The organism is Undibacterium sp. KW1 (genome assembly GCF_009937955.1).
Lineage (GTDB): Bacteria > Pseudomonadota > Gammaproteobacteria > Burkholderiales > Burkholderiaceae_D > Undibacterium.
Map to the genome: position 1 here is coordinate 821,509 of NZ_AP018439.1, position 25,974 is coordinate 847,482.

Sequence of the window (25,974 nt, forward strand, 5' to 3'; positions counted from 1 at the left end):
ACTGTACTGCATCAAAGGATTTACTTTTTATCTTAGAAAGCAATCATGCAAAGATTTTCTACACTCGTCGAACTACTCGCCGTCGGCGCTGACGATGCCATCGCATTGCAGGCACCTGATGCCAAACCCCTGACCTACCGTGGCCTGCGCGCCAACCAGCAAAAGACCCTGGCTGCGCTGAACAGCTTTGGCATAGGCCGCCAGGACAGGGTTGCCATTGTCCTGCCGAATGGCCCGGAAATGGCCAGCGCCTTTGTCAGCATCGCTGCTGCCGCCACTGCTGCACCGCTGAACCCTGCTTACCGTGCTGACGAATTTGAATTTTATCTGTCTGACCTCAAGGCAAAAGCGCTGGTGGTAGAGAAGGGCAGTACTTCACCTGCTCTGGCCATCGCCGACAAGCTGAAGATACAGGTACTGGAACTGACACCCTGTGAAGAAGGCGCGGGTGCATTCACACTGACCCAGGTCAACCCTCAGCCTGCCAGTGCATCCTTTACACCTGGCCCCGCTGCGCCTGAAGATATAGGCTTGATCCTGCATACCTCAGGCACTACCTCACGCCCCAAGATCGTGCCACTGTCGAACATCAACATCTGCGCCTCTGGCTGCAACGTGCGTGACAACCTGCAATTGACTGCGGCTGACCGTGGCCTCAATATCATGCCGCTGTTCCATATCCACGGCCTGATCGCGGGTTTGCTGGCACCCTTGTCTGCTGGTAGCAGCATCTTTTGCACACCAGGTTTTAATGCCCTCAAATTCTTTGGCTGGATGACTGAGGCCAAGCCTACCTGGTATACCGCCGTACCGACCATGCACCAGACCATCGTTGCGCGGGCAGCACAAAATCATGAGGTGATTGCGGCCAATCCTTTGCGCTTCATACGCTCCTCTTCATCATCCATGCCACCACAAGTGATCAGCGAGCTTGAAGCTGCTTTCAAAACGCCTTTGATTGAAGCCTATGGCATGACTGAGGCAGCACACCAGATGGCCAGTAACCCGTTGCCACCTGCCAGGCGCATACCTGGTTCAGTCGGCATTGCCGCCGGCCCTGAAGTCGCCATCATGGATACAGAAGGCAATTTGCTGGAACGTGGCCTGACAGGTGAAATCGTTATCCGTGGCCCGAATGTGACGGCAGGCTATGAGAATAATCCCAAAGCCAACGCAGAAGCCTACACCAATGGCTGGTTCCGTACCGGTGACCAGGGCATCATGGATGTGGATGGTTATCTCAGCATCACTGGCCGCCTGAAGGAAATCATCAGCCGTGGCGGTGAAAAAATTTCTCCGCGTGAGGTTGATGAAATCCTCATGGATCATCCTGCGGTACAACAGGTCGTCACCTTTGGCATCCCCCACGAAAAGCTGGGTGAAGAAGTAGGCGCTGCCGTGGTACTGCGTGAAGGCACAAGCGCCACAGAAAAAGAATTGCGTGAATTTGCCGCCGTGCGTCTGGCGGATTTCAAGATACCGCGTAAGATTTTATTTCTGGAAGAAATACCCAAGGGCGCGACCGGAAAATTGCAGCGCATAGGTCTGGCGGCCAAGCTGGGTCTGTAAAAAGTAGTTTGGATGCACAAGCAAAAGGGGCGCAGATCTGATCTGCGCCCCTTTTGCTTGCGTCCATTTATTTACAGGCCAAGTCGTTTGGTGGCATCTGCCATCACGGCACTGTCCCAAGGTACAAAGCCTTTCATGTTGATGCCTTTTAAGGCTGCTTTACCAGCATCATTTTCACTAAGCTTGAGCAACAGGTTTTGTACTTTTTCACGCTGCTCATTCGTCAATCTTCTTGATGCCAGGAATTGCTTGATAGGGACAGGTTTGGTTTCGCCTATCACACGGCCACCTTTGGCAACCCAGTCTTTGATGACTGCACCAGATGCTGTTACGCCAGCTTCAACAAAGCCATTCTCCACCATGAAGGGCACAGCATCCTGGAAACGGGTAGCGCTAAAACGTGAAGCCGGGTCACGAAAGCCCAGTTCAGTCAGGTTGGCGATGAACATGACAGTCGTGATGGATTCCAACGATGGCACCCCAATTTTTTTGTCGCGCAGGTCAGCAATGGTTTTTACTGCAGAATCTCTCTTGATGAACACACGGGCACGATAGTCAGTATAGTCTTTGGCGCTGACCAGACCGACATACTTGCCGCTCTTGACTGCGCGCAGGCCTATATGGGCAGTGTGAATGAATACCAGGTCATAACGCTCAGCATCCAGACCTGCTTCAAAATTGCTGTATCTGTTCACAGCCTGCACCTTGACCACATGCTTGAGTTCTTTCTCCAGCAAATCCACCAGCGGCTTATAACGTTCAGAGATGGGGCTGCCATCCTGATAGGTCACACCTTCATTGACCGCGAGTACCCAATCCTGCGCACTGCTTGCCTGTGCCGTGAGGGTAAAAGAAATCAGGAGAAAAACACGTAGGGAAAGCATGGATGAAATCCAAAAAAGATGATTGAAAGCAAGTAATTGCTAGTATTGAAATTGAATTGAATAAACGCGCAACTTTTCCTGGAATTTCGGCAGAAGATCAAAGATTACCGAAATGATCTCAAGCATTTGAATTGGCGAGAGTTTTCTTGAGAAAGAAATGGAGTGCGGTTTCACCGCCGGCTGTATTTGCCGATGACAGGTGTTCTGCAGTTTAAAGTTTGATCTTGGTGTTGTGTGAGTTCACTTGGCATATTGCTAAAAATGAGCTCGAAGTGGCTATACAATATGCGGCAATGGAAAAGATGCCAATGCGTCGATGTGAAATCAGTAATATGATGAAAAGGCTTTAGCGACTGCCAACATAGTCACGTCAGGCTCTGACTGCCATGCCAGTTGCCCCTATTCAAGTAAGCCCGACAAAATTAATATCACTCAGGAGAATGAGATGGTCCGTCAAACCTCAGATGATTTCAAGCCAGAAGTATTGCAACTGTTTGACCAGTATGTCCATGGACAAATCGACAGGCGCGGTTTTCTGCAGTCAGCCAGTAAGTTTGCCGTAGGTGCGGTAACAGCAGAGGTATTGCTCCAGCAGTTAAGTCCCAATTTTGCCCAAGCACAACAAGTGCCCAAGACGGATGCGCGCATACAGGCGCGCTATGTTGAATATCCTTCGCCACAGGGTTATGGCACTTTGCGCGCGTATCTTGTCACGCCAACAGATGCGAAAGGCAAATTGCCTACGGTGCTGGTCGTGCATGAAAACCGTGGCCTGAACCCGCACATAGAAGACATCGCCCGCCGTCTGGCACTGGAAGGCTTTGTCGCCTTTGCGCCAGATGCTTTGGCACCCTTGGGCGGTTACCCCGGTGATGAAGAAAAAGCCCGCGAACTCTTCCCCAAACTTGATCAGACCAGGACACGTGCTGATTTTATAGAGGCCGCAGCTATCCTGAAAAAACTGCCAGAAGGGAATGGCAAGGTTGGTGTCGTTGGTTTTTGCTATGGCGGTAGTATTTCCAATTTCCTCGCGACCAGAATTCCCGATCTTGCTGGTGCTGTCCCTTTCTATGGTGGACAACCAACAGAGGAGGATGCCGCAAAAATCAAAGCCCCTCTACTCATCCATTACGCCGGGGTCGATGAACGTGTCAATGCCGGATGGCCAAAGTATGAGACTGCACTGAATAAGGCTGGTGTCAAATACCAGGCTTTTGTTTATGCGGGTGCCCAGCATGGTTTTAATAATGACACAACGCCACGTTATGACCAGGCTGCTGCAACGCTGGCATGGCAGCGCACTCTTGATTTTCTTAAGACCAATTTAAGAGCCTGACGTATCATTTTTGCCAGCGACCACCGATATTTTTCAACAAGATATTAGTAGCTGCAAGCTGGCGGTTGCGTATTGACAGCAAATTGGATTCGCTCGACAAGGCAGCATTCTGTGATGTGACTACATTCAGGTAACTGACGGTACCTGCCTTGTATTGTTCCTGCGTGATTTCAAGGTTGCGCTGGGCGGCTTGCAAGGCTTCTGTCTGCCATTGCAACTCTGCATCCAGCTGTCCCAGCACGACCAGATTGTCTTCCACTTCCTGCAATGAAGTCAGTACCGTCTGGCGATAAGTGGAGGCGGCGATATCTGCTGTTGCGCGAGCCTGGTCACTGGCCAACTGACGTGCACCGCCATCAAAAACAGACAGCAATAGCGAAGGCCCCAGCGACCAGACCAGGTTAGGCGCATCGATTAATTTACTCAGGGAAGAACTGCGGTAACCCGCATTGGCCGACAAGCTGATGTCAGGGAAGAAAGCTGCATCCTTGATGCCTATCTGGGCATAAGCCGCTACCAGCTTGCGTTCAGCCGCAGCGATATCTGGTCGGCGTTCCAGCAAGGTTGCCGGGATCAGCACTGGCACGGCTGGCGCTGCTGGCAAGGTAGCCGTATTGTTGATATTCAGGGCTGCCGGCGTTACGCCCAGCAGCACGGCAATCGCATGTTCGAGTTGCGCTCTTTGTGCCACGGCGTCTTTCAATTGCACCTGGCCGGTCGTCACTTGTATTTTGGCTTGCAAGACATCGCTTTGCCCAGCGACACCGGCCTTGTACCTGGCCTCGGTCAATTCCAGGCTGCGTTGATTGGAGGCTGTGGTTCTTTGCAATATGGCTTGCTGGGCCTCGGCCACGCGCATGGCAAAATAGGTTTGTGCGAGTGTCGCCTGGGCAGACAGGCGTGCAGCATCATAGTCATCACGGCTGGCTTGCAGGCTGGCGTTTGCCACGTCGGTGGCTTTCGACAACCTGCCCCATAAATCAATTTCCCACGAAGTATCGACGGCCAGTGAATAACTATTGCTGGTAGTGCGGCCATTCTGGCCTGAACCAGGGTTGCCACTGCGCGTGCCGCCCGCATTCAGTGATACCGTTGGCCACAATGCAGACTGACTGGCTTTGAATACCGCCTTGGCGTTGGCGATCTGGGCGGCGGCTGATTTCAGGTTCTCATTCCCCAGCAATAGCTTTTGTTGCAGTTCATTGAGTACAGGATCATTGAACATTTCCCACCAGGATTCTGACACTACAGCGTCTGAACTGGCGCGTGTGGCTTGCGCTGATTTCCAGTAGCTGGCTTCCTTGAATTCTGCGGTCAGCGGGACAGTGGCCGGAGGTGGTGCCTTGGTCTGTGCGCAGGCAGATAATAACAGTACCAATGTCAGCACAGCCAAGCGAGGAACAGATGAGCTTGGAAAAGATACAGGACGCAAGTTAATATTTTTTTTCATAATCGCTCTCATGCAGTATCCAAAGCGCCAGCGCTCGCTACTGCTTTTACTGGTTTTTTCTTGCGACGTAATCTGTCCATGCAGACAAACACGACAGGCGTGGTATACAAAGTCAGCAACTGGCTTAACAACAGGCCGCCGACAATGGCTATGCCCAGCGGTTGGCGCAACTCAGCACCATCACCTGTGCCCAGTGCCAGTGGCACGGCACCAAAGATGGCTGCCAGGGTAGTCATCAGGATAGGGCGCAGGCGCAGCAGGCTGGCGCGGTAAATTGCCGCACCGGCAGTCACGCTGCTGCCACGGCTGTTTGCCGCATGTTGTGCAGAAATCGCAAAATCGATCATCATGATGGCATTCTTCTTGACGATGCCTATCAGCAGTACCACACCGATCAGGGCGATGATGGAAAAATCAGTCTTGAACAACATCAGCGCCAGCAAGGCACCGATGCCTGCCGAGGGAAGAGTTGAGAGTATGGTCAGCGGATGGATCAGGCTTTCATACAGCATGCCCAGCACCAGGTAGATAGTGATAATGGCGGCCAGCACCAGTAGAGGCTGACTGCTCAAGGAGGACTGGAAAGCCTGCGCCGTACCCTGGAAGCTGCCATGCACGGATATCGGTACCCCCAGTTTGGCGATGGTGTCATTGATCGCATCCACCGCCTGCGACAATGCGACATCCGGTGCCAGGTTGAAGCTGATGGTGCTGGCTGGTGAACCGCTCTGGTGATTGACAGCCAGAGGTGTATTGGTGGTCTCTACCTTTGCCACGCTGGCCAGGGGTATGCGCACACCTTTGGAGGTAGTGACATACAGGCTCTTCAAACTCTCGGGGCTTTGCAGATAAGCAGGTGCCAGTTCCATCACCACGCGGTATTGATTCAGCGGGTTATAGATGACACCTATCTGGCGCTGCCCAAAGGCATCGTTGAGTGTGCTGTCGATGGCGCTGACGGTCAAACCCAGCCTGGCTACTGCATCGCGGTCTATCACCAGTGAAGTTTGTATGCCCTTGTCTTGCTGGTCGCTGTTCAGATCAGCCAGTTCAGGCAGTTGCGACAAGGCCTTGCGTATGCGTGGTTCCCAGGTGCGCAGGTCGGTCAGGTCATCTGCCTGCAAGGCATATTGCCAGGCGGCGTTACTTTGCCGGCCACCAATGCGTATATCCTGTACCGGCGACAAAAACAGATTGGCCCCCGGCAAATGGGCGAGCTTGCCGCGCAGGCGGTTGATGACCTGGTCCACACTCTCTTCACGCTCAGTCCTGGGCTTGAGTGAGATAAACATGTTCGCGCTATTGCGCTGGCCACCACCGGTAAAGCCTGTCGCATTGGCCACCGCAGGGTCGGCCAGCACAATTTTGCTGAAGGCATTGAGTTTCTCTTGCATTGAGGTGAAAGAGCTGGCCTGGTCAGCCTGTACGCCACCCATCATCAAGCCTGTATCCTGTTGCGGGAAAAATCCTTTGGAGATGGTGATGTACAGCGACACATTCAGGGCAATCACGCCAGCCAGTACAAGCAAGGTCAAGGGCTGATGCCGCAAGGTCCAGCGCAGGCTGCGGCGGTAACCACGCATCAGGCCACGCTGGAAGCGGGAAAGTGCGCGTGAGAATTTACCCGGTGCCTTGGTTTTTTCCACAGGCCGCAACAGGGCCGCTGCCATCATGGGCGTGGTGGTCAGAGATACCAGCATGGATACCAGGATGGAGACCGACAACACCACCGCAAACTCACGGAACAAGCGCCCGACTATGCCACCCATCGCCAGGATGGGGATGAAGGCGGCAATCAATGACAGGCTGATGGAGACGACTGTAAAGCCAATTTCGCGCGCACCCTGCAAAGCCGCTTCCATCGGTGTCTTGCCGCGTTCTATATGCCGCGAAATATTTTCCAGCACGACGATCGCATCATCCACTACAAAACCGGTTGCCACCGTCATGGCCATGAGCGAGAGATTGTCTATGCTGTAACCGAGCAAATACATGACGCCGAAAGTGCCAGCCAGTGAAACCGGCACCGCCACCGCAGGCAACAAGGCAGCACGGAAATTGCGTAAGAACGCGAACACCACGACGATGACCAGGCCAAAGGCAATCGCCAGTGTACGCTGCACTTCAGTGATGGACGCGCGTATGGTTGGCGTCCTGTCCATGACGACATTCACATCAATGGCCGGTGCGATGGAAGCGCGCAATTGCGGCAGCAAGGCGCGGATGGTATCGACAGTCTTGATGATGTTGGCACCAGGTGCCTTGTTCAGTATCAGCAGGATCGCTGGTGTACCGTTCGCCATGCCGTAATTGCGCACGTCCTGTACGCTATCGACCACTTCAGCGACGTCGCGCAGGCGCAGTGCCGCACCATTGGCATAGCTGATGATCAGCGGTGCATATTGCTCAGCTTTATAAGACTGATCATTGGCGCTGAGCTGCCAGTAATGCTGCTGGTCTTCGACCGAACCCTTGGGGCGGTTGGCATTGCTGGCTACCACCGTGGCGCGCACATTTTCCAGTGAAATACCATTCGCTGCCAGCTTGTTGGGATCTACCTCTATGCGCACTGCTGGCAATGCACCGCCACCTATGGTGACCTGGCCTATGCCATCGACCTGGGACAGGCGCTGTGCCAGTACGGTAGAGGCGGCATCATACATCTGGCCGCGTGTCAGTGTCTTGGATGTCAATGCGATGATCATCACTGGCGCATCTGCAGGGTTGACTTTGCGGTAAGTCGGGTTACTGGGCATGCCGGACGGCAGCATGGCGCGCGCGGCATTGATGCCAGCCTGCACATCGCGTGCTGCGCCATCAATGTCCCGGCTCATGTCGAACTGCAGCGTAATGCGCGAACTTCCCAATGATGAAGAGGAGGTGATCTCATTTACCCCGGCAATGCTGCCAAGCGCACGTTCCAGCGGTGTCGCGACTGTGGCTGCCATGGTATCCGGGCTGGCACCCGGCAGTGAGGCATTGACCGAGATGGTAGGAAACTCGACCTGCGGCAACGGCGCGATAGGCAGCAAAAAGTACGCGATGACACCCGCCAGCGCCACACCCAAGGTAATGAGTGCAGTGCCGACCGGGCGTTCTATGAAGGGGCGGGAAAGATTCATCTGCTCACGCCGCAGGTTCTGTTGCAGTTTCTGAATCTGGCTTGCGGGTAAACCTGCTGGCCAGCGCCGTGAAACCAAGATAAATCACTGGCGTTGTGAACAGCGTCAGCAACTGGCTGACGATCAGCCCACCGACCATGACCACACCCAGAGGGTGACGCAATTCACTGCCCACGCCAGAACCCAGCATCAGTGGCAGCGCACCCAGCAAGGCTGCCATGGTCGTCATCAAAATAGGGCGGAAGCGCAGCAGGCAAGCCTTGTGGATGGCTTCGCGCGGGTTCAGGCCTTCTTCACGCTGTGCATACAGTGCAAAATCGATCATCATGATGGCGTTCTTCTTGACGATACCGATCAGCAACACAATACCGATGATGGCGATGATACCCAGGTCCAGCCTGAATACCAGCAAGGCCAGCAAGGCTCCCAGGCCTGCCGAGGGCAAGGTCGAAAGTATGGTCAGTGGGTGTATATAGCTTTCATACAAAACACCCAGCACGATATACATGGTGACTATCGCAGCCAGTATCAGCAAGAGTGTGCTGGACAAGGATGCCTGGAAAGCCAGTGCAGCACCCTGGAAGCTGGTTTCCACGCTGATGGGCAAATGCAAGGCGGCTTCTTCTGCCTTTATCGCATTGACAGCATCACCCAGTGCCGCACCCTGGGCAAGGTTGAAGGAAATCGTCGCGGCAGGGAATTGCGCCGCATGGTTGACTGCCAGTGGTGCTATCCTTTCCACCACTCTGGCGACAGAAGACAGCGGCACCTGTACGCCATTCGTACCCGGTACATACAGGTTATTCAGCGCATCCATACCCACTTTATATTGTGGTGCTACTTCGAGCACCACGCGGTACTGGTTACTTTGGGTAAAAATCGTCGAGATCAGGCGCTGGCCAAAGGCGTTGTAGAGCGAGTTGTCTATCGCTGCGACACTGACGCCAAAGCGGCCTGCGGCATCCCTGTCTATATCTACATAGGCTTGCAGGCCCAGCTCTTGCTGGTCACTGGCGACATCGGCCAGTTGCGGCAGCTTGCGCAAGCGTTCGAGCAGGGCAGAGGTAGCGCGTGACAGTTCAGCAATATCGGGTGAACTCAGCATGAACTGGTACTGCGTTTTGGCTATCCTGTCTTCTATGGTCAGGTCCTGCACTGCCTGCATATAGATGGCGATGCCCGGCACCTTGCGCGTCAGCTCAGTCAGGCGTCTGGCAATCTGGGTAGCAGAGATCACGCGTACATTCAGCGGTTTCAGCACGATCAGCATGCGGCCTGCATTCAGGGTGGCATTTGCGCCATCCACGCCGATGAAAGATGACACACTTTCCACCGCCGGATCAGTCAGGATAACGCTGGCTAGCTCTTGCTGGTGTTCAGCCATGGCAGCGAATGAAGTAGATTGCGCTGCCTCGGTAATGGCCTGTATCTGACCGGTGTCCTGGACAGGAAAGAAACCCTTGGGGACAAAGATGTACAGCAAACCAGTCAGAGCCAGTGTCGCCACAAACACCAGCATGGTGGTTTTTTGCCTGTCCAATACCCACGTCAGCATGCGGCCATAGCCTGCAATGGTCTGGTCAAACATGCGGCCCACGGCACGCTTGACGGGGCCAAAGTCTTCTTCTTTTTCATGATGCAAAAGACGGGCGCACATCATGGGTGTCAGGGTCAGGGACACAAAGGCAGAAATCAATATCGAGACAGCCAGCGTAATCGCAAATTCATGAAACAGGCGGCCCACCACGTCGCCCATGAACAGCAGTGGTATCAATACTGCAATCAGGGAAACGGTGAGAGAAATGATGGTGAAGCCGATTTGCTGCGATCCCTTCAAAGCTGCTGCCATCGGCGATTCGCCTTCTTCGACATAACGGGCGATGTTTTCTATCATGACAATCGCATCATCAACCACAAAGCCCGTTGATATGACGAGCGCCATCAGCGTCAGGTTATTCAGGGAAAAACCTATCATGTACATGACACCAAACGTGCCTATCAGCGACAAGGGAACGGCAACACTGGGGATGATGGTAGCTGGCACACTGCGCAAGAAAACGAAGATCACGAATACCACCAGGCCTATGGCCAGCAGCAATTCGATTTCCACATCATCGACAGAAGCGCGTATGGTAGTGGTTCTGTCACTCAGTACCCGCACATCGACAGAGCCAGGCATGGCAGCCTGCAGACTGGGCAGCAAGGCCTTCACACGATCTACTGTCTGTATCACATTCGCGCCAGGCTGGCGCTGTACATTGAGAATAACAGCCGGGGCCTTGTCTGCCCATGCTGCCAGGCGCATGTTCTCGGCATCATCGACCATCGTGGCAACATCACGCAGGCGTATGGGGTTGCCGTTCTTGTAGGCGAAGATCAGGTTGGCATATTCTGCCGCGCTTTTCATCTGATCATTCGCATCAATCGTCGAGGCGCGCAGCGGGCCATCAAAGCTGCCCTTGGCCTGGTTGACATTGGCGCTGCCTATGGCAGTGCGCAAATCATCCAGTGAGAGGCCAAGATTGGCCAGTGCTGTAGGGTTGGCCTGTATCCTGACAGCAGGCCTGCGCCCGCCCGCAATACTGACCAGGCCGACGCCACGCACTTGCGAGATTTTTTGTGCCAGACGGCTCTCGACCAGATCATGTATGCGTATCACTGGCAGCGTGGTCGATGAAACCGCGATCGTCAATACCGGCGCATCCGCAGGGTTGACCTTGCTATATACCGGTGGCATCGGCAAATCACTGGGCAACAGATTACTGCCTGCATTGATGGCGGCCTGCACTTCTTGCTCGGCAACGTCGAGCGACAAGCTCAACTCGAACCGCAGGGTGATCACAGAGGCACCACCAGAACTGGTCGATGACATTTGCGCCAGGCCCGGCATTTGTCCAAACTGGCGTTCCAGCGGTGCCGTGACCGACGAGGTCATGACATCCGGGCTGGCACCCGGATAAAGCGTGGTCACCTGTATAGTGGGGTAATCAACTTCCGGCAAGGCCGCGATAGGTAACAGGCGGTAAGCCAGCAAACCGGCCAGCAAAATCGCCAGCATCATCAGCGAAGTTGCGACCGGTCTTTCAATAAACAGACGTGAGGGGTTCAGGGTAGCCATGGTTTGATGATGAGCTGATCGCCCTTATTTCCTGATTTCTGCTGCGGAGGAAGGGGCGGGAGCTGATGCCGCTGCTGGCGCTGAAGCAGGTACCGGTGCCGACGCAGACCCGGAAGCAGAAGCGCCGCCTCCCTTGCGTCGTTTGCCACCACCGCCGCGAGGTTCATCACCGCCGCCAGGCCTGGCTGATGCCGCGATGACTTCCACCTTGCCGCCATCGCGCAAACGGTCTGCGCCATCGGTCACCAATTGGTCACCTGGCCTGAGTTCAGCCTTGACGGCCACCCAGTCACCATCGGTGGCCAGTGTAGTGACAGGCTTCAACGTAACTACACCTCCTTCACCGACGACATACACAAAATTGCCTACCGTGCCGCGCTGTACCGAGGCAACGGGCACCGCCAGCGCATCTTTCATGGTATCGAGTTGCAGGCGTACATTCACAAACTGGTTGGGGAACAGACCATTGTCCTTGTTCGGGAACAGGGCCTTGACCTTGATTGTGCCTGTCGTCAAATCTATGCCGTTATCGGTATTGGCGACACTGCCTTCTGCCAGGATATTTTTTTGCTCCCTGTCCCATGCTTCTACCCGCAAAGGCACATCATTCTTCATTTGCTGGCGTAATTTATCGAGGCGTACATCGGGTATCGCAAATACGATGGCAACCGGCTGGGTTTGCGTAATTGATACCAGGCCATTGGTGTCCGAGCTATGCACGATATTGCCGAGGTCAGCCTGTTTCAAGCCAGCCAGGCCAGAGATGGGGGCGATTACGCGGGTATAACTCAACTGCAGTTTGGCATTATCTACTGAGGCCTGGTCAGACAGGATGGTTCCGTGCAGTTGCTGCACCAGCGCTTCTTGCGTATCCATTTGCTGCTTGGGGGCGGCCTGTTTTTCGACGAGCTCGCGATAGCGTTGCAAATCCAGTTCTGCATTTTTCAACTGCGCCTGGTCACGCGCCAGGGTACCCTGAGCCAGTGACAAGGCAATTTGAAAAGGCTTGGGATCTATCTGTGCCAGCAACTGCCCGGCCTGCACAGGCTGGCCTTCCTTGAAATAAATCGCCTTGAGTTCGCCATCTGCCTTGGTGCGCACAACAGCGGTGTTGGCGGCAGCAATATTGCCTATCGCCGTGACGATGAGGCGTATGTCACGCTTTTGCGCAGGCACGACGGACACTGGCTGCACCCTGTTGCCTGCATCACGTCCACCGCCTCGCTTACCTGAATTTCCTGAGGGGGCATTGCTTGCATCTGCTGGTGAACTGGCATTTGTGCGGTGGTAATACCACCAGCCACCTGCCGCTACTGCAATAAGGATCAATACGGCAACAGCCGTTTTCCAATTGACGATTCTTGATGTCATCTTCATGCCTTCACACTGTCGGTACTGAAACGAATAGCAAATTAATTGGTATCCAGGTGTATCTTGCAGAGAATTTTTCGCGCCTGGTACTGATGAAAAAAGTGATAGCGCAGAACAGGTGTTTGCAGCAGGAGCAATATTGCAGGAACGGTGAGGCCATCTCAATAATTGCCTATACATACAGCAATGTCAACGATAGTCTGGCCTGGGGGATTCATACAGATGCACATGCAATCCCGCAAGAAACTGAACAGCGCGTCACCCGCAAATCTTGATCATTCTCTCAAGAAATAAGTTCTAGTTGAAACTATACTATCGGAAAACAGGGATTCAATTCAAGGCGGAATTCAATTCGTTACGAAACTGAGAGAATACGTTACTTGCGCGGGCATGCATTAGGTTAATAATATTTCGAGGTAGCAGGTAAGCGTTTGCTTATTATCAGTTTTAAGGATGCATGCGTGGAAAACACGATATTTTCAGAATTGAAGTTTTGGCTCATGATGATAGCTTCGATAGTCATGCCTTTCGGCATTTACAGCTACCTCATATTGAAAAAAGCCATCTCAAAAAAAACTACCCTGATATTTGGATTTGCCCTGGTTGCCATTGCAGGCATGGATGTGTATTTTCTCAAGGTACTCTCAGCTGCTGCAAAACTGTCGCCCTCACTGGCCGACGATACGATATTCGTTTCCGAGATTTCACTGGCGCTGTATCTCGTGCCTGCCATGTTTGGCGGCATTGGGGTCAATATCATTTCCCATGTGCTGATCCAGCATCTGGATGAGGCGAACCAGCGCTTCAAGAAAGAACATCCAGAATCATGAACTTTTCGGCTGTTGAAGGATTTTTTTTCGATACAATACAGCCCCACGATGGGACTGCATTGTTATTGCGATTGACAGCTACTTACTTAAAAGCTTTGATCAGGGCTTCAAATTGCGTTCCCATGGACTTGTCATGGGCCGTGACTGGTGGCACTTCACGGTTTACACCCAGTAATTGATACACTGCCATTTGCGCAGCACGCACTGAATATTCCACCGTAAAGACCACATCGTCCGGCACTTCGACAAACTGGCTGATGAAGGCAAAGTTTTTTGTACCTGGCGGCACAGGCAAAGGACGGTCGCCAACTGAGCGGGGCATGAACATGCTGGTGATGTAAGGCATGCGGCAAGGGATGCAATTGGCATTATCAAAGACTTCGACATCAAAGCGCAGGTGGCCCAGCAATTCTTGCAGAATTTCTGCACCACTGCATTCGCTCATGGGTTTCGCCACATAATCGCCGATGCGGTCAGGGTAGAGCGCATAACCCCAGAATACCTGAACATCAGCTGGCTGATCAATGAAGTGCGGCTGGTGTGCCAGCACGATGGACATCAGCCAGTTGGAATCCTTGAAAGTCACCAGTCCGCCCGTACCGGCTTCGTTGCCGCTGAATTTTTGCATCAGGTCAAAGAAGCGCGGATCCTTGACCGTGACCGTGAACGATTCCCACCAGGACTGGGCGATGCAGTTATTAAAGGCGGCAGGATTACCCATGTCAGGCCTTTCAGTCGCAAGCTGTTCCCACAGGCGCCAGCCGCAACTATCCATTTTGCTGCGCTTTTCCGGCGCACTGCTCATTGAGCCCAGGCTGGACGCGTCCGTCATGGAACCGTTTTGCAGGAAAACCAGATCACCATCAGCAACCGTGATGCTTTCTGCCACGCCGTCACGCAGACATTCGAGACCAGTAACCTGGAACTGCTCATTGATCACAGTATGTGTCAGTTTTTGCACCTGGCAATTCGTGATGAATTGCACTCCATTTTGTTTCAGCCAGGTTTGCAGTGGTAATGCCAGCGAATCATATTGGTTGTAGATAGTGCGTTTCACACCAGCCAGAGTTTCTATGCGCGAAAATTCCATCATGAATCTGTGCAGATAGCGTTTGAACTCGACAGCGCTGTGCCATGGCTGGAAAGCAAACGTGGTCGCCCACATGAACCAGAATTCTGTCTCAAAGAAAGAAGGCGACAGCCAGTCAGTAATGGTACTGTTGCCCATCTCTGCCTCATCTGCCTGGCTCAGCTTGAGCAATTCCATGCGGTCTTGCATGGAGAAACCCATAGATGATACCGGCACCTTGGCGCGGCGCTTGTCTACCAGCCGGGCTTTGGAGTTGGACTTGTAATGTTCGTTGAATTCGACCGTTTCTTCAAATACCGATCTTCCAGGATTGTGCAGTGAAGGGATGGATTTGAACAAATCCCAGGTGCATTCGTAATTGTCGGTCGTCAGCATGCGGCCACCGCGCAGGGAATAACCCTGATCAGGATTGCCCGCGCCGTCAAGGCTGCCACCGAGTAAGGACGTAGCCTCGTAGATGGCAATATTGCTGCCCTGAACTTTTCCGTCGCGTATCATAAACGCGGCAGCTGCCAGTGAACCTATGCCAGCACCGATCAAATATGCTTTTATATTACTTGTCATGAATTTCCTTGATGTATTGGGTCAGCTTGTGTAGTGTGATATATGCTCGCACGCGGACCACAGCATGGTTTGCGCTATCACAAAAAAGATGGAATTTGTGCTGGCCAGAGCCTTACATTTCACTGCAGCTATCTGCGCAGGTGCGGCAGGCTTGTGCACATTCGCGCATCATGCCGTCGGCGTCTGCGTGGGCTTCGCAGAAAGTGGCGCAAGACAGGCAAATCTCTGCGCATTCTTTGGCCAGATGCATATGATGAGGTGAACGGCGTGCCATGAAGTCTGCATGCACCAGGCAAATCTGTGCACAGTCGAGCAGGCTGACCAGATGCAATACTTCACTATGGTGGCTGTCGCCATGCATGACATGGGCTGCCGTTGCAGTACAAACCCGATGACATGCCAGGCAATTGGCAAGACATTGTTCCATTTTCTCATTTAGGGGCGAGAGTTTCATGCGGGGTCTCCTGGATAAAGGATTAGGCTTTGCTTGAAACATTTATACGCTGCATTGATGAAATTGAATGTGCGCTGACGTACATGGCGCTATATTGAAGAGTTGGCGATCCCGTCCGGGAATGACTTGTCGGGCGGAATGATTATGTGTGCCAGCGTACAGACCGTATTATTGGAATCAGTGATGCTGTATTCCATGCTGCCCCGGTATGGAAATATCTGCCCTGGCTTTGTCCTGATTTCAACCTTGGAGTAAAAAATGAAACAACAATTAAAATTCATCGTTGGTATATCCAGCCTATTGCTGGTCGCCCATGCCAGTGCGCAAATTGTATTCTATGAAGGCGAGGGCTTCCGCGGCCGCACCTTCAGCGCCAACGGACCACAAAATAATTTCCGCAACAGCGGCTTTAATGACCTGGCTTCATCCGTAGTTGTCACTAATGGCCGCTGGGAAGTCTGTGACGATGCTAATTTCGGTGGCCGCTGCATGATACTGAGCCGTGGCAGTTACGATACCCTTGCGGGCATGGGCATGAATAACCGCATCTCTTCCGTTCGCCCTATCAGCAACAGGCGTCGTTACGATAATGAGATGGAAGCGCCCCTGAGTTCACCTAATTATGACTATCGCCGTCGTCCAAACGAAGGCGTGTATGACGCTCCTGTGACTTCAGTGCGGGCCGTAGTAGGTCCGCCTAATGAACGTTGCTGGATAGAACGCCAGCAAGTACAGTCTGAGCGCAGTGAACCGAATGTAGGTGGCGCGATTGCTGGCGCACTGATAGGTGGCATACTAGGTCACCAGGTAGGTGGCGGCACCGGGCGTGACCTGGCAACGGCTGGCGGCGCTGTCGCTGGTGGTGCACTGGGTGCCAATGCGGGACGCAGTAATGGTGGTACTTATGAACGCGATGTACGCCGTTGCCAGACTGTGGCCAGCACCAAGCCTGAATACTGGGATGTGACTTATAACTATCGCGGTACTGAGCATCATGTGCAGATGAGCTCTCCTCCAGGACCTACCATTGCCGTGAACAGGAATGGTGAACCAAGGCAGTAATTGAATTGAACAAGTAGCTTGATCAGAAAAAAGCCAGATGTTGAAAAACATCTGGCTTTTTTCTCGTGGCCAGGTACTACGCAAATGCACTGGCAAGCCTGCCTGAAAATAAACCCGTCCTTGTGGACGGGGTTTAAGTGCACTGGTTTTGACCCGGCACACTAACGAAGGCCATAAACAAGAACCATAAATCGGGACCATAAATCGGGACCATGAATCGGGACCATGAACTACTGTCATTAAGTCCAGAACTCAGGCACAGGTTGTCTTACTCGTGGGCAGGCTGGACATAATTAAGCTCGACCACATGTTCTCGCTGGTCATCCATCAGCGGGATGAGCAAATTCCCCATGGCGATATCGTCAATGAACAGCAGGCTTTGCCCATACGCCACATCCCTGAGTTTGACCGTGATCTGATAAGTGCTGCTCAGATGCTGATAGCGCAGGCTGAATTGGCTCCATCCCGGAGGTACGCATGGCGTCAGGCTCAGGTGCCTGCCTTCACGTCTTAATCCCAGCAATGATTCCATCATGAAGGTATACATCCAGCCCGCCGAACCTGTATACCAGCTCCAGCCGCCGCGGCCTGTATGCGGCTCTACTGCATAGACGTCGGCACAGATGACATAGGGTTCTACCTTATAGCGGGCGATTGCATCGGCTGTATTGCCATGATGTATGGGGTTGATGATATTGAATGCCTCCCAGGCCCGGGCGGCATCGCCCATCCTGGCAAATGCCATGCCAGTCCAGATCGCGGCATGTGTGTATTGCCCGCCATTCTCACGTACTCCCGGTACATATCCACGGATATAGCCGGGATTCTGTCCAGAACAATCAAAGGCAGGGTCAAGTAATTGTATGATCTGCTTGTCGCGCCGTATCAGGCGCTGGTCCAGAGCCTTCATCGCCAGCGTAGCCCTTTGCGGGTTTGCCGCCGCAGACAGTATGGCCCAGCTTTGGGAAATCGAATCTATCTGGCACTCAGCATTTTGTGCCGACCCCAGTGTTCCACCGTCATCAAAATAAGCTCGCCTGTACCAGGCACCATCCCAGGCATGTTCATCAATATTTTTTGATAACTGACGGGCCTGCTCCAGGCATTTGCTTGAAAATGCGCTGTCTTGACGCAACAGTGCAATAGCAGAAAATTTTGTCAAAACCTGATGCAGGAAGAAAGCCAGCCACACGCTTTCCCCTTTGCCCAGATGGCCTACCTTGTCCATGCCATCGTTCCAGTCGCAAGAGCCTATCAGGGGCAGGCCATGGCTGCCAAACCGCAAACCGTGCTCGATAGCCTTCACACAATGCTCATACAAGCTGCCAGCTGCTGCGGATCTGGCAGGCAAGTCATAGTAAGAGTCTTCTTCCTGATTCACTGCGCGCCCTTCCAGGTAATGCAGTTTTTCATCAAGTATGCCCAGGTCACCGCTGCTGTTGACGTAGCGTGCGACGGCCAAGGGCAGCCAGAGATAATCATCAGAGCAATGGGTACGCACACCGCGGCCAACGGGAGGGTGCCACCAGTGCTGTACATCACCTTCGAAGAATTGGTGGCTTGCAGACAAGAGTATCTGTTCGCGCGCCAGCGTTTGTCCGGTATGCACCAGCGCCATGCTATCCTGCAACTGGTCACGGAAACCAAAAGCCCCCCCGACTGGTAATAACCGCTGCGTGCCCACAGGCGGCAGGCGATGGTCTGGTACAGCAGCCAGCCGTTGGCCAGTAAATTCAAATCCTGGTCGGGCGTTGTAACCTGCACTGTGTCCAGCGTATTGCGCCAGTATGCATGCACCTTGCTCAACGCCAGGTCGGCGGCAGCAATTCCCCGGTGCTGCTGTATGAATTGGGTGACGTTACCGTTTTCTGCAATTACCGAGCCCAGCACAAATACCATGCGTTTTTCCTGTCCCGGGTTGAGTTCAAATTCCTGTTGCAAGGCCGTACAGGGATCAAGTCCGGCACCAGTTTTGCCGGACAGGCGCTGTCTGTCCATTGCAGCCGGATTGCGCAGGCTGCCGTTGCGGCCGATGAACTCATTGCGATCACCGCTGACACTGCGGCCACTACCATCGAGATCAAAGAAAGCCCTGCGCGCAGGAAATTCTGTATTGTAAGGATTACGCGCAATTACGCAGCCACTGGCAGCATCAATTTCTGTTGCGATATGCATCAGAGACTTGGGCCGCAAGTCACCCAATACCCATTCCACATAGCCAGTGACCGACAATTTTCTTAGCTCGTCAGATTCATTGGTGATGCGCAGTACCGAGTATTTGACTGCTGTATCAATGCTGACAAACACAGTCAGCTCAGTAAGTATGCCCTGTTCTTCATGGGTGAATACACTGTAGCCAAAGCCATGCCGGGTGACGTAATCGCCGCTGCCACGGCAGGGCAGGGCGGTGGGGACCAGTACTCCCCGGTATCTTCATCGCGTATATAAAAGGCTTCACCGCTACTATCGCAGACAGGATCATTATTCCATGGAGTGAGGCGGAATTCATGGGCATTTTCGGCCCAGGTATAGGCTTGCCCGCTTTCTGAAATGACACTGCCAAAATGCGGATTGGCCAGTACATTAACCCAGGGGGCTGGGGTTACCTGTCCTTCCCGTGTGGTGATGACATATTCACGGCCATCTTCAGAAAAACCTCCCAGGCCATTGAAATTTTGCAATTTCCCTGGTACTTGACTCAACCTGCTGTCTGTCTGTGACTGATATCCGCCCCGTTGATGAACAGTCTTGCCTGGCAGTAGTTTTGGGGCGCGCAACTCCACCAGATCGCGCCGGTTTAATTGTTCAAGCAGACTGCCACGATGATCATTGAGTATCACCCTGGCGACGGCCTGGAACAAGGTCTTGTCTTCCGGTGATATCTGTTCTGCCATCCTGACAAAGATACCCCCAGGGCGCTCTGTCGCATGGGTGCCGATGACTGAGGAAATCATGCCCATGATTTGCTCCTGCAGGGCCTGGCGGTAGGTGGCGTGGTCTTCGTTCCAGATCACCAGATCAACGGCCAGCCCTTTGGAGCGCCAGTAGGCATGTGCCTGCACTAATTGCCTGACCAGTTCTATGTGATCCTGGTGGTTGATCTGTAGCAGCACGATGGGCAAGTCACCGGATATTGCATAACCCCACAAGCCAGATTGCCCGCGGTGATTGCGGCTCAGTATGCTGGCATCGGCACGCAGGAGTGGATTCATATAGATGACAGAATTTGCCAGACGCCCGTACAGTTGCGCATCGGTTTCACTGATATTCAGCTGGCGCAATACTACCTGGCTATGTGTCCAGGATAGTTCGATGACGCGATCAGCCAGGTGCTTGTCCTGGTATTTGTCGATGAGCGCGATGCAAAGTTCACGGTTTTCTGCCACGCCAGTGACGACATCCAGCGTGACTGCCTGTTCCGGCTCCAGTGTGATCTGATAACGGATGGCAACGACAGGGTCAAGTACCGAACCCTGGCTGTCAGACAAGCGGCTGACACGCATCGCAGCCGGGGCTTCCAAAGTGTTGCCACGGCCTATGAATTTTGCCCTGTCGGTTTCATACGAGGCACTGTCCAGACTGGCCCCGTGCAAGGCCATCAGGTGGAACATGCTGGGTATCTTTTCATCGACTGAGCGTGGGCGGCGACTGCACAAGATTGCATGCTGTGCATCCAGGATTTCTGTCTCTACAAACAGCTTGCTGAATGCCGGATGCATGGCATCTGCGGCTGCCGGTGCCAGCACCACTTCTGCATAGCTGGTGAAGTCTATGGTACGGCGGTGACGTGAACGATTGACAATACGGGTGCGACGTAGCTCTATGTCATCCTCTGGCGAAACCACGATCTCGGTATGCATGTCGAGATTGTTGTCACTGCGGCGGAATTCTGCCCTGCCTTCAGAGAAAATGACTTCATAGGAAGGCGAATTGACCAGGCATGGCTGGAATGCCGTGGACCAGTAACGGCCGTTGCTGACATCGCGCACATAACAGAAAGTACCCCAGTGATCCCTGGTGCTGTCTTCATTCCAGCGGGTGATGGCCAGATCATTCCAGCGGCTATAACTGCCACCAACGCTACTGATCATCACGTGATAGCGCCCATTCGACAGCAATTGCACTTCTGGCGTGCGGGTATTGACATGATGTAAGACGCGTAAAGGAATTTCCTGACCGCTGCTGGCACTGCGTATGTCTGCCAGTTCGGTAGTATTGGAATACACTGCACTGGCCTTGGGGATGCGCTCATGCAGCAATGACATGGTGGCCTGGAACAAAGGGTCGGACGCGAAGCGTTTTTGCAAAGGCTGCTCAAGCAGCAGATAGGCCAGGGACAAGAATCCCATGCCCTGATGATGGACCATGAAAGAGCGTATCAATGCATGTGTTTGCCCGCGTGGCAAACGTGCCGGGGTATAGTCTATCGCTTCGAAATAACCATATACCCCTCGAAGCCCAGTGCCGACAATTGTTCCAGATTGCTGCAGGCTTGCTCCGGGGCGACCATCAGTGCCATCATGGAAGCATAGGGTGCGATCACCAGGTCATCACCCAGTCCACGCTTGAAGCCAAGGCCAGGGACACCAAAGGCACGGTATTGATAATTCAGATGCGCATCGAAAGTATTGTAGCCGGACTCTGAAATGCCCCAGGCCACACCGCGCTGTTGACCATACTCGATCTGGCGCTGGACGACCGAGCGATAAGTCTGATCCAGCAAGGTGTTCTGGAAATTTGGCATGACCAGCAAGGGCATCAGGTACTCAAACATCGAGCCACTCCAGGATAGCAGGATCGGCTCTCCTCCGGCTATCGTCAGTTGGCGTCCCAGTGCGAACCAGCTTTCCTGCGGGATTTTGCCCTGGGCGATGGCGACGAAAGTCGCCAGCCTGGCCTCTGAGGCCAGCAGGTCATAGCTGGCGTTGTCACGCCTGCGCTCGTTGACGTTATAGCCTATGGTCAGTAAATGTGTGCTGGCGTCATAGAGGAAATCATATTCCATCCTGGCGAATTCCATGGTTTGCTGTGCCAGCTGCTCAATTTGCAGGACGCGTTCGTTCGCGCGCTTTCGGGCTGTCACCAGCAAGCGTGCCAATTCCGTATTATGGTTTTCTACCTGTGCTGCCTGATCAAGCGGGATACCGCCCTCGGTAGGCGAGACATAATCCAGGCCCAGTTGCGTCAGTTCGCGCAGGCTGGGGACGCTATCAAGCAGCGGAAATGCATGTATCCACCGGGTAGGGTCGGGCAGGCTCAGCCATGGTGCCAGATAGAGCAATTCTTCCAATTGCGTTCTGATTTGTCTGCTCAGGGCGCTCGCCCAGATATGGCTGGCATTGTCCCCAGTCACGGTTACGCTGGACAGGTAAGCATCTGCCTGATGTGTCAGGCGATTCAGACAGTCATAGATGACGATCAGGGATCTGGGTACGCCCAGGCAAAGCACGTCGAGGTTAGTTTCAAATTCAGCCAGTCTGTTCGCTATGCCCGTACTCACGGAGTTGCGCAATAGCAGATAGGTATCATGCAAACCACAAAACAGTCGTGGCTGGCAAATCGGGGCGTCAATCAATTCTGTCAGCCCTGGCCGCAAAGTCAGCAGATGACCAGCGAGATTGCCACTATCTACCGTTGATATATACAGAGGTTGCAAGGGTTGTAGCGTCCTGGTGTCATACCAGTTATAGAAATGGTCCTGATAGCGTTCCAGCCTTGTCAGGCTGGCATAGGTATTTTGTGTGCGTTGCAAGAGCTGGCCTGCGGGAATATAGCCAAAGTCATAGGCAGCCAGATTGGCCAGTAGAGACAAACCTATATTGGTTGGCGAAGTGCGGTGTGCCACCACACCCACAGGCTGGAACTGCACATTGTCAGGTGGCAGCCAGTTATCTTCAGGGCCGACATAGGTTTCAAAAAACAGCCAGGTCTTGCGCGCCGTGGTTTGCAGGAATTCAAGCTGTGTTGCGCTCAAACGGGATTCACGCCTTTGTTTGGCCTTGCTTATCTGGTACGCGATGCAGGGAGAGAGAAACCACAACAACAAAATTGGGGCTGCTGCCAGCAGGGCGGCAGAATTCAGCCGCTGCAGGAGCATGACAACCATGATGGAAAATACCGGCGCTATCCACATGCTGCGCACATTATTCCAAAGACTGTTCTTGTGCTGATGGTTGCTGATCGTCGATGGATTCCATTCCAGCAAGCGTCGGTGTGAAACCAGTATGCGCCATTGTGTGCGCAGGATGGCATCCAGATTGATCCATGCCTCATAAGGCAAAAAAATCAGGCTCAGCGATGCATGAGTGACATGCTGGATGCTGGCGCGCAGCAATGATTGCAAATGCTGGCGAAAGAATACATCGTCCGGTTTTTTAATCGAATTCCATAAAAATGCACTGACAGCCGGAATCAGTAAAAAACCGAGGGCGGCTGCAGTCCAGAACCACGGATGTGCAAAGCAAGTCCATGCTATCAGTAAAAATGCGCTCAGCGCCAGTGGTACCATGCTGCGGCGCAGATTATCGAATAACTTCCAGTGTGACAGACGTGACAATGTATTGCTGTGCAGGCTCGAAACTCCGCTGGCTTCATCCCTGATGCCTGGCACTTTGCTTTTTAGCCACGAGGCAATCTGCCAGTCCCCCTTATCCAGCGATGGCGCCGCCGCATGTCAGCCAGATAACTGGACGGATATTCTTCATACAATTGCACATCACTTAACAGACCAGCACGTGCATAGCATCCTTCCAGCAAATCATGGCTGAGTATGCGGTTTTCAGGCATGCGGTTTTTAAGGGCGTGCTCAAATATGGCGATATCATAAATACCCTTGCCTATGAATGAGCCTTCATCAAATACATCCTGGTAGACATCAGATACGCTGCGTGTGTAAGGATCTATGCCTGCTTCGCCTCCGCATAACAATTCATAGAATGAGGCATTGCTGGATGGCAGGGCGACTGCCACGCGCGGCTGTAAAATGCCGTAGCCTTCAGTCACTCTCTGCAGCTTCTCGTCATAGTACGGCCGGTTCAATGGATGTGCCATGGTGGCAATGAATTTGCGGGCGGCATCACGGGGTAATTCCGTGTCCGTGTCTAGTGTAATGACATATCTGACGTGCTCCAGGCCAAGAGTATTGCCAATGATGTGTGTGAATTCTTGCTTGCCTGATCCAAGTACATAGGCATTCAAGGCACCAAGTTTGCCGCGCTTGCGCTCATAAGCCATCCAGGTTTTTTCTTGTGCATTCCACACCCTTGGCCTGTGCATGACCAGAAAATAATCGCCATCAGGGCGCGGATATTTCTCATTCAATGCTTCGATGTTATGGGTGATATGGAGTAATAATGTTTCGTCTTCCGGCAGGTGTTCCTGGCTGGCATCGACAAAATCAGTCAACAGACAAAAACGCAGATTGGCGTCGCTGTTTGCCAGAAACCGCACTTCCATGGCCTCGCACAGGGCATCGATATTTTGCGTGTTGAAGAGCATCGTTGGTACTACGACCAGTGCGCTTGATTCCAGAGGTATCCCCAGCGAATAATCCATGCGCGGCAAAGGGTGGGGCAGGGCAATGCAGGTGGCCAGCCAGTTCACCATCGACAAGGCAAACTGGCTGCTGGCGATTAGACTGACGACGATAAAGCATGTCAGCAAGTAAGGGTTCACTGCAGTATGCCTGAGCTGCTGCAGGAATAAGCCAGTGCTCAGCAGGCTTATAATGAGGATGCTGCCCAGATACAGACTCAGGGCGGATTCACGTGCTGCCCGTTTGATGGCTTCAGGTAAACTGTGTTGCATGGCTGTTGATCGTTCCAGCTCTGCCCGGCCTTTGCCTATCAGGAAATAACCGATATGCGCATTGCGCGCAGTTTGACCATGTTTGATGGCAGCCTCGCGCGCAAAGCGCAGTGCATTATGTGCCACATCTGCTTCAGAGAAACTGCTGTGCCTGGCAATTTTTTCGACAGCATGCCGGTACAGATCTCGTGTGGCAAAATCCATGCAACCATAAATACCGGATGGATCATCACGCAGGCAACGATCTACGACACTCATGTTTTCCACAAATTCGCGCCAGTCCATCGATGTCAGCAAGCGCAGACTGCCTATGCTGTTGCTGATGGAAATCTGATCAGCGACCTGTTGCTGTGAATCCAGCTGCACCAGGTGTTCTATGGTTTGCCCGGTCTCTGCCAGGCGTTGCGAAAGCCAGTTCAGAGGCAGTGCCAGGGCAGGCCCCTGACCTTGCAGGCGCCTGATCATCTCTGCCACGAAAGAACTGTCCAGGGGCGGCCCTGAACGCGACATGTCGGCCACCAGCAAGATCAGGTTGCTCGGGTCTTTCTCTGCAGTCTCGGTCATCGCATCAGCCCATTTGGCAGCCAGATTGCGATGATTATGTGCCGTGGTCAGATTGGTGGCGACACGGCGCAGGTTCTCTAACAGCGCCAGCCTGATCATGATGGGTATGGCCCACAGCTCCCCCAGCTTCAATACTGATACCAGCTGATATGCATTGATGAAGCGGCTCAGGTTTTCGGGATCAACCCTGCCGTCGCCATGGGAAATGGTTTCCAGTGCAATGTCATACACGCGCGGGCGACCCGCCGAACTACCCCGCAGTAGCCGTGGCAACTCTTTACTGTAATTTTTTGGCAAATGCCGTTTAGCGGTGCGTATCTGTTCTTCTATCAGGTAATAGTTATCCAGGAGCCAGGCAGCAGCAGGCGTCACCGGCCTGCCGTCTTTGATGGCTTCGGTCAGCAAGGTACAGGCATTCATGATCACATCATGATTGTCAGCCAACCGTGACAAGAGCTGGTCCTGTCCAAAAACAGAACTCAGCTTGTGGCTGTTCGCCAGTATGCGTCCATGCTGCTCCATTTGCAGAGCGCTGTAGAGGTCGGCACGTAAAGGCAGTTCTGCCCCAGTCTGTGCAGTCTGTGCAACATAGGTGCGCAAGCGCAGCTGACTGTATTTCAGGACATTCTTTAGCTGATGCAGGCTGGATGACAGCATATCTTTGGCTGATTTCAAATCGCACACTTCTTTCTTTTTTGGGGATTTGTCAGTGACCGTAGTGAGCGGTCGTCGCTGCCACACCTTCGACCATCTT

13 protein-coding genes and 1 pseudogene are annotated in these 25,974 nt (G+C 53.3%); 4 read left to right on the forward strand and 10 right to left on the reverse strand.

Annotated elements, in window-relative coordinates:
* Window positions 1-45 precede the first annotated feature (45 nt).
* Complete coding sequence (locus UNDKW_RS03760) at window positions 46-1,569, forward strand: acyl--CoA ligase (RefSeq protein ID WP_162057648.1); 1,524 nt, start codon at window positions 46-48, stop codon at window positions 1,567-1,569.
* 71 nt (window positions 1,570-1,640) lie between these two features.
* On the opposite strand, the gene UNDKW_RS03765 is transcribed toward UNDKW_RS03760, so the two are convergent.
* Window positions 1,641-2,453, reverse strand: a complete 813-nt coding sequence (locus UNDKW_RS03765) for a phosphate/phosphite/phosphonate ABC transporter substrate-binding protein (protein WP_162057649.1) — start codon at window positions 2,451-2,453, stop codon at window positions 1,641-1,643.
* A gap of 445 nt (window positions 2,454-2,898) precedes the next feature.
* Here UNDKW_RS03765 and UNDKW_RS03770 point away from each other — a divergent pair, with 445 nt between their 5' ends.
* On the forward strand, window positions 2,899-3,789 hold the full coding sequence (locus UNDKW_RS03770; RefSeq protein ID WP_162057650.1) for a dienelactone hydrolase family protein: 891 nt from the start codon (window positions 2,899-2,901) through the stop codon (window positions 3,787-3,789).
* Window positions 3,790-3,793: 4 nt separating this feature from the next.
* Here the strand turns inward: UNDKW_RS03770 and UNDKW_RS03775 are convergent, their stop codons facing one another.
* Genes UNDKW_RS03775 through UNDKW_RS03790 form a run of 4 tightly spaced genes read right to left on the reverse strand, consistent with a single transcriptional unit; the run spans window position 3,794 to window position 12,850 of the window.
* A complete protein-coding gene (locus tag UNDKW_RS03775) occupies window positions 3,794-5,239 on the reverse strand; it encodes an efflux transporter outer membrane subunit (protein WP_162057651.1) in 1,446 nt (481 codons plus the stop codon).
* An 8-nt stretch (window positions 5,240-5,247) separates the two neighbouring features.
* Window positions 5,248-8,361 (reverse strand): multidrug efflux RND transporter permease subunit, encoded by a 3,114-nt coding sequence (locus UNDKW_RS03780; protein ID WP_162057652.1) that lies wholly within the window; start codon window positions 8,359-8,361, stop codon window positions 5,248-5,250.
* Window positions 8,362-8,365: 4 nt separating this feature from the next.
* Window positions 8,366-11,470: an MdtB/MuxB family multidrug efflux RND transporter permease subunit gene (locus UNDKW_RS03785; protein ID WP_162061747.1), complete on the reverse strand. Its 3,105-nt coding sequence runs from the start codon at window positions 11,468-11,470 to the stop codon at window positions 8,366-8,368.
* A gap of 33 nt (window positions 11,471-11,503) precedes the next feature.
* Complete coding sequence (locus tag UNDKW_RS03790) at window positions 11,504-12,850, reverse strand: MdtA/MuxA family multidrug efflux RND transporter periplasmic adaptor subunit (protein ID WP_162057653.1); 1,347 nt, start codon at window positions 12,848-12,850, stop codon at window positions 11,504-11,506.
* Window positions 12,851-13,311: 461 nt separating this feature from the next.
* On the opposite strand from UNDKW_RS03790, the gene UNDKW_RS03795 reads away from it, so the two are divergent.
* Window positions 13,312-13,680, forward strand: coding sequence for a hypothetical protein (locus UNDKW_RS03795; RefSeq protein ID WP_232063226.1), 369 nt, complete (start codon window positions 13,312-13,314; stop codon window positions 13,678-13,680).
* Between the two features lie 82 nt (window positions 13,681-13,762).
* Here UNDKW_RS03795 and UNDKW_RS03800 read toward each other — a convergent pair whose 3' ends face one another.
* Both UNDKW_RS03800 and UNDKW_RS03805 read right to left on the reverse strand, forming a co-directional pair.
* On the reverse strand, window positions 13,763-15,334 hold the full coding sequence (locus UNDKW_RS03800; protein WP_162057654.1) for an oleate hydratase: 1,572 nt from the start codon (window positions 15,332-15,334) through the stop codon (window positions 13,763-13,765).
* Window positions 15,335-15,446: 112 nt separating this feature from the next.
* Window positions 15,447-15,788 (reverse strand): four-helix bundle copper-binding protein, encoded by a 342-nt coding sequence (locus UNDKW_RS03805; RefSeq protein ID WP_162057655.1) that lies wholly within the window; start codon window positions 15,786-15,788, stop codon window positions 15,447-15,449.
* Between the two features lie 258 nt (window positions 15,789-16,046).
* Between UNDKW_RS03805 and UNDKW_RS03810 the strand changes: the two genes are divergently transcribed.
* Complete coding sequence (locus UNDKW_RS03810; RefSeq protein ID WP_162057656.1) at window positions 16,047-16,850, forward strand: beta/gamma crystallin-related protein; 804 nt, start codon at window positions 16,047-16,049, stop codon at window positions 16,848-16,850.
* A 268-nt stretch (window positions 16,851-17,118) separates the two neighbouring features.
* Here the strand turns inward: UNDKW_RS03810 and UNDKW_RS31040 are convergent.
* From UNDKW_RS31040 to UNDKW_RS31050, 3 genes and pseudogenes are all read right to left on the reverse strand, one after another.
* Window positions 17,119-21,217 (reverse strand): annotated as a pseudogene (locus UNDKW_RS31040) (GH36-type glycosyl hydrolase domain-containing protein).
* 56 nt (window positions 21,218-21,273) lie between these two features.
* Window positions 21,274-23,460 carry a glucoamylase family protein gene (locus UNDKW_RS31045; protein ID WP_370529079.1) on the reverse strand — a complete coding sequence of 729 codons (2,187 nt, stop codon included), beginning with the start codon at window positions 23,458-23,460 and terminating at the stop codon, window positions 21,274-21,276.
* An 8-nt stretch (window positions 23,461-23,468) separates the two neighbouring features.
* Complete coding sequence (locus UNDKW_RS31050; protein WP_370529080.1) at window positions 23,469-25,895, reverse strand: hypothetical protein; 2,427 nt, start codon at window positions 25,893-25,895, stop codon at window positions 23,469-23,471.
* Window positions 25,896-25,974: the final 79 nt, after the last annotated feature.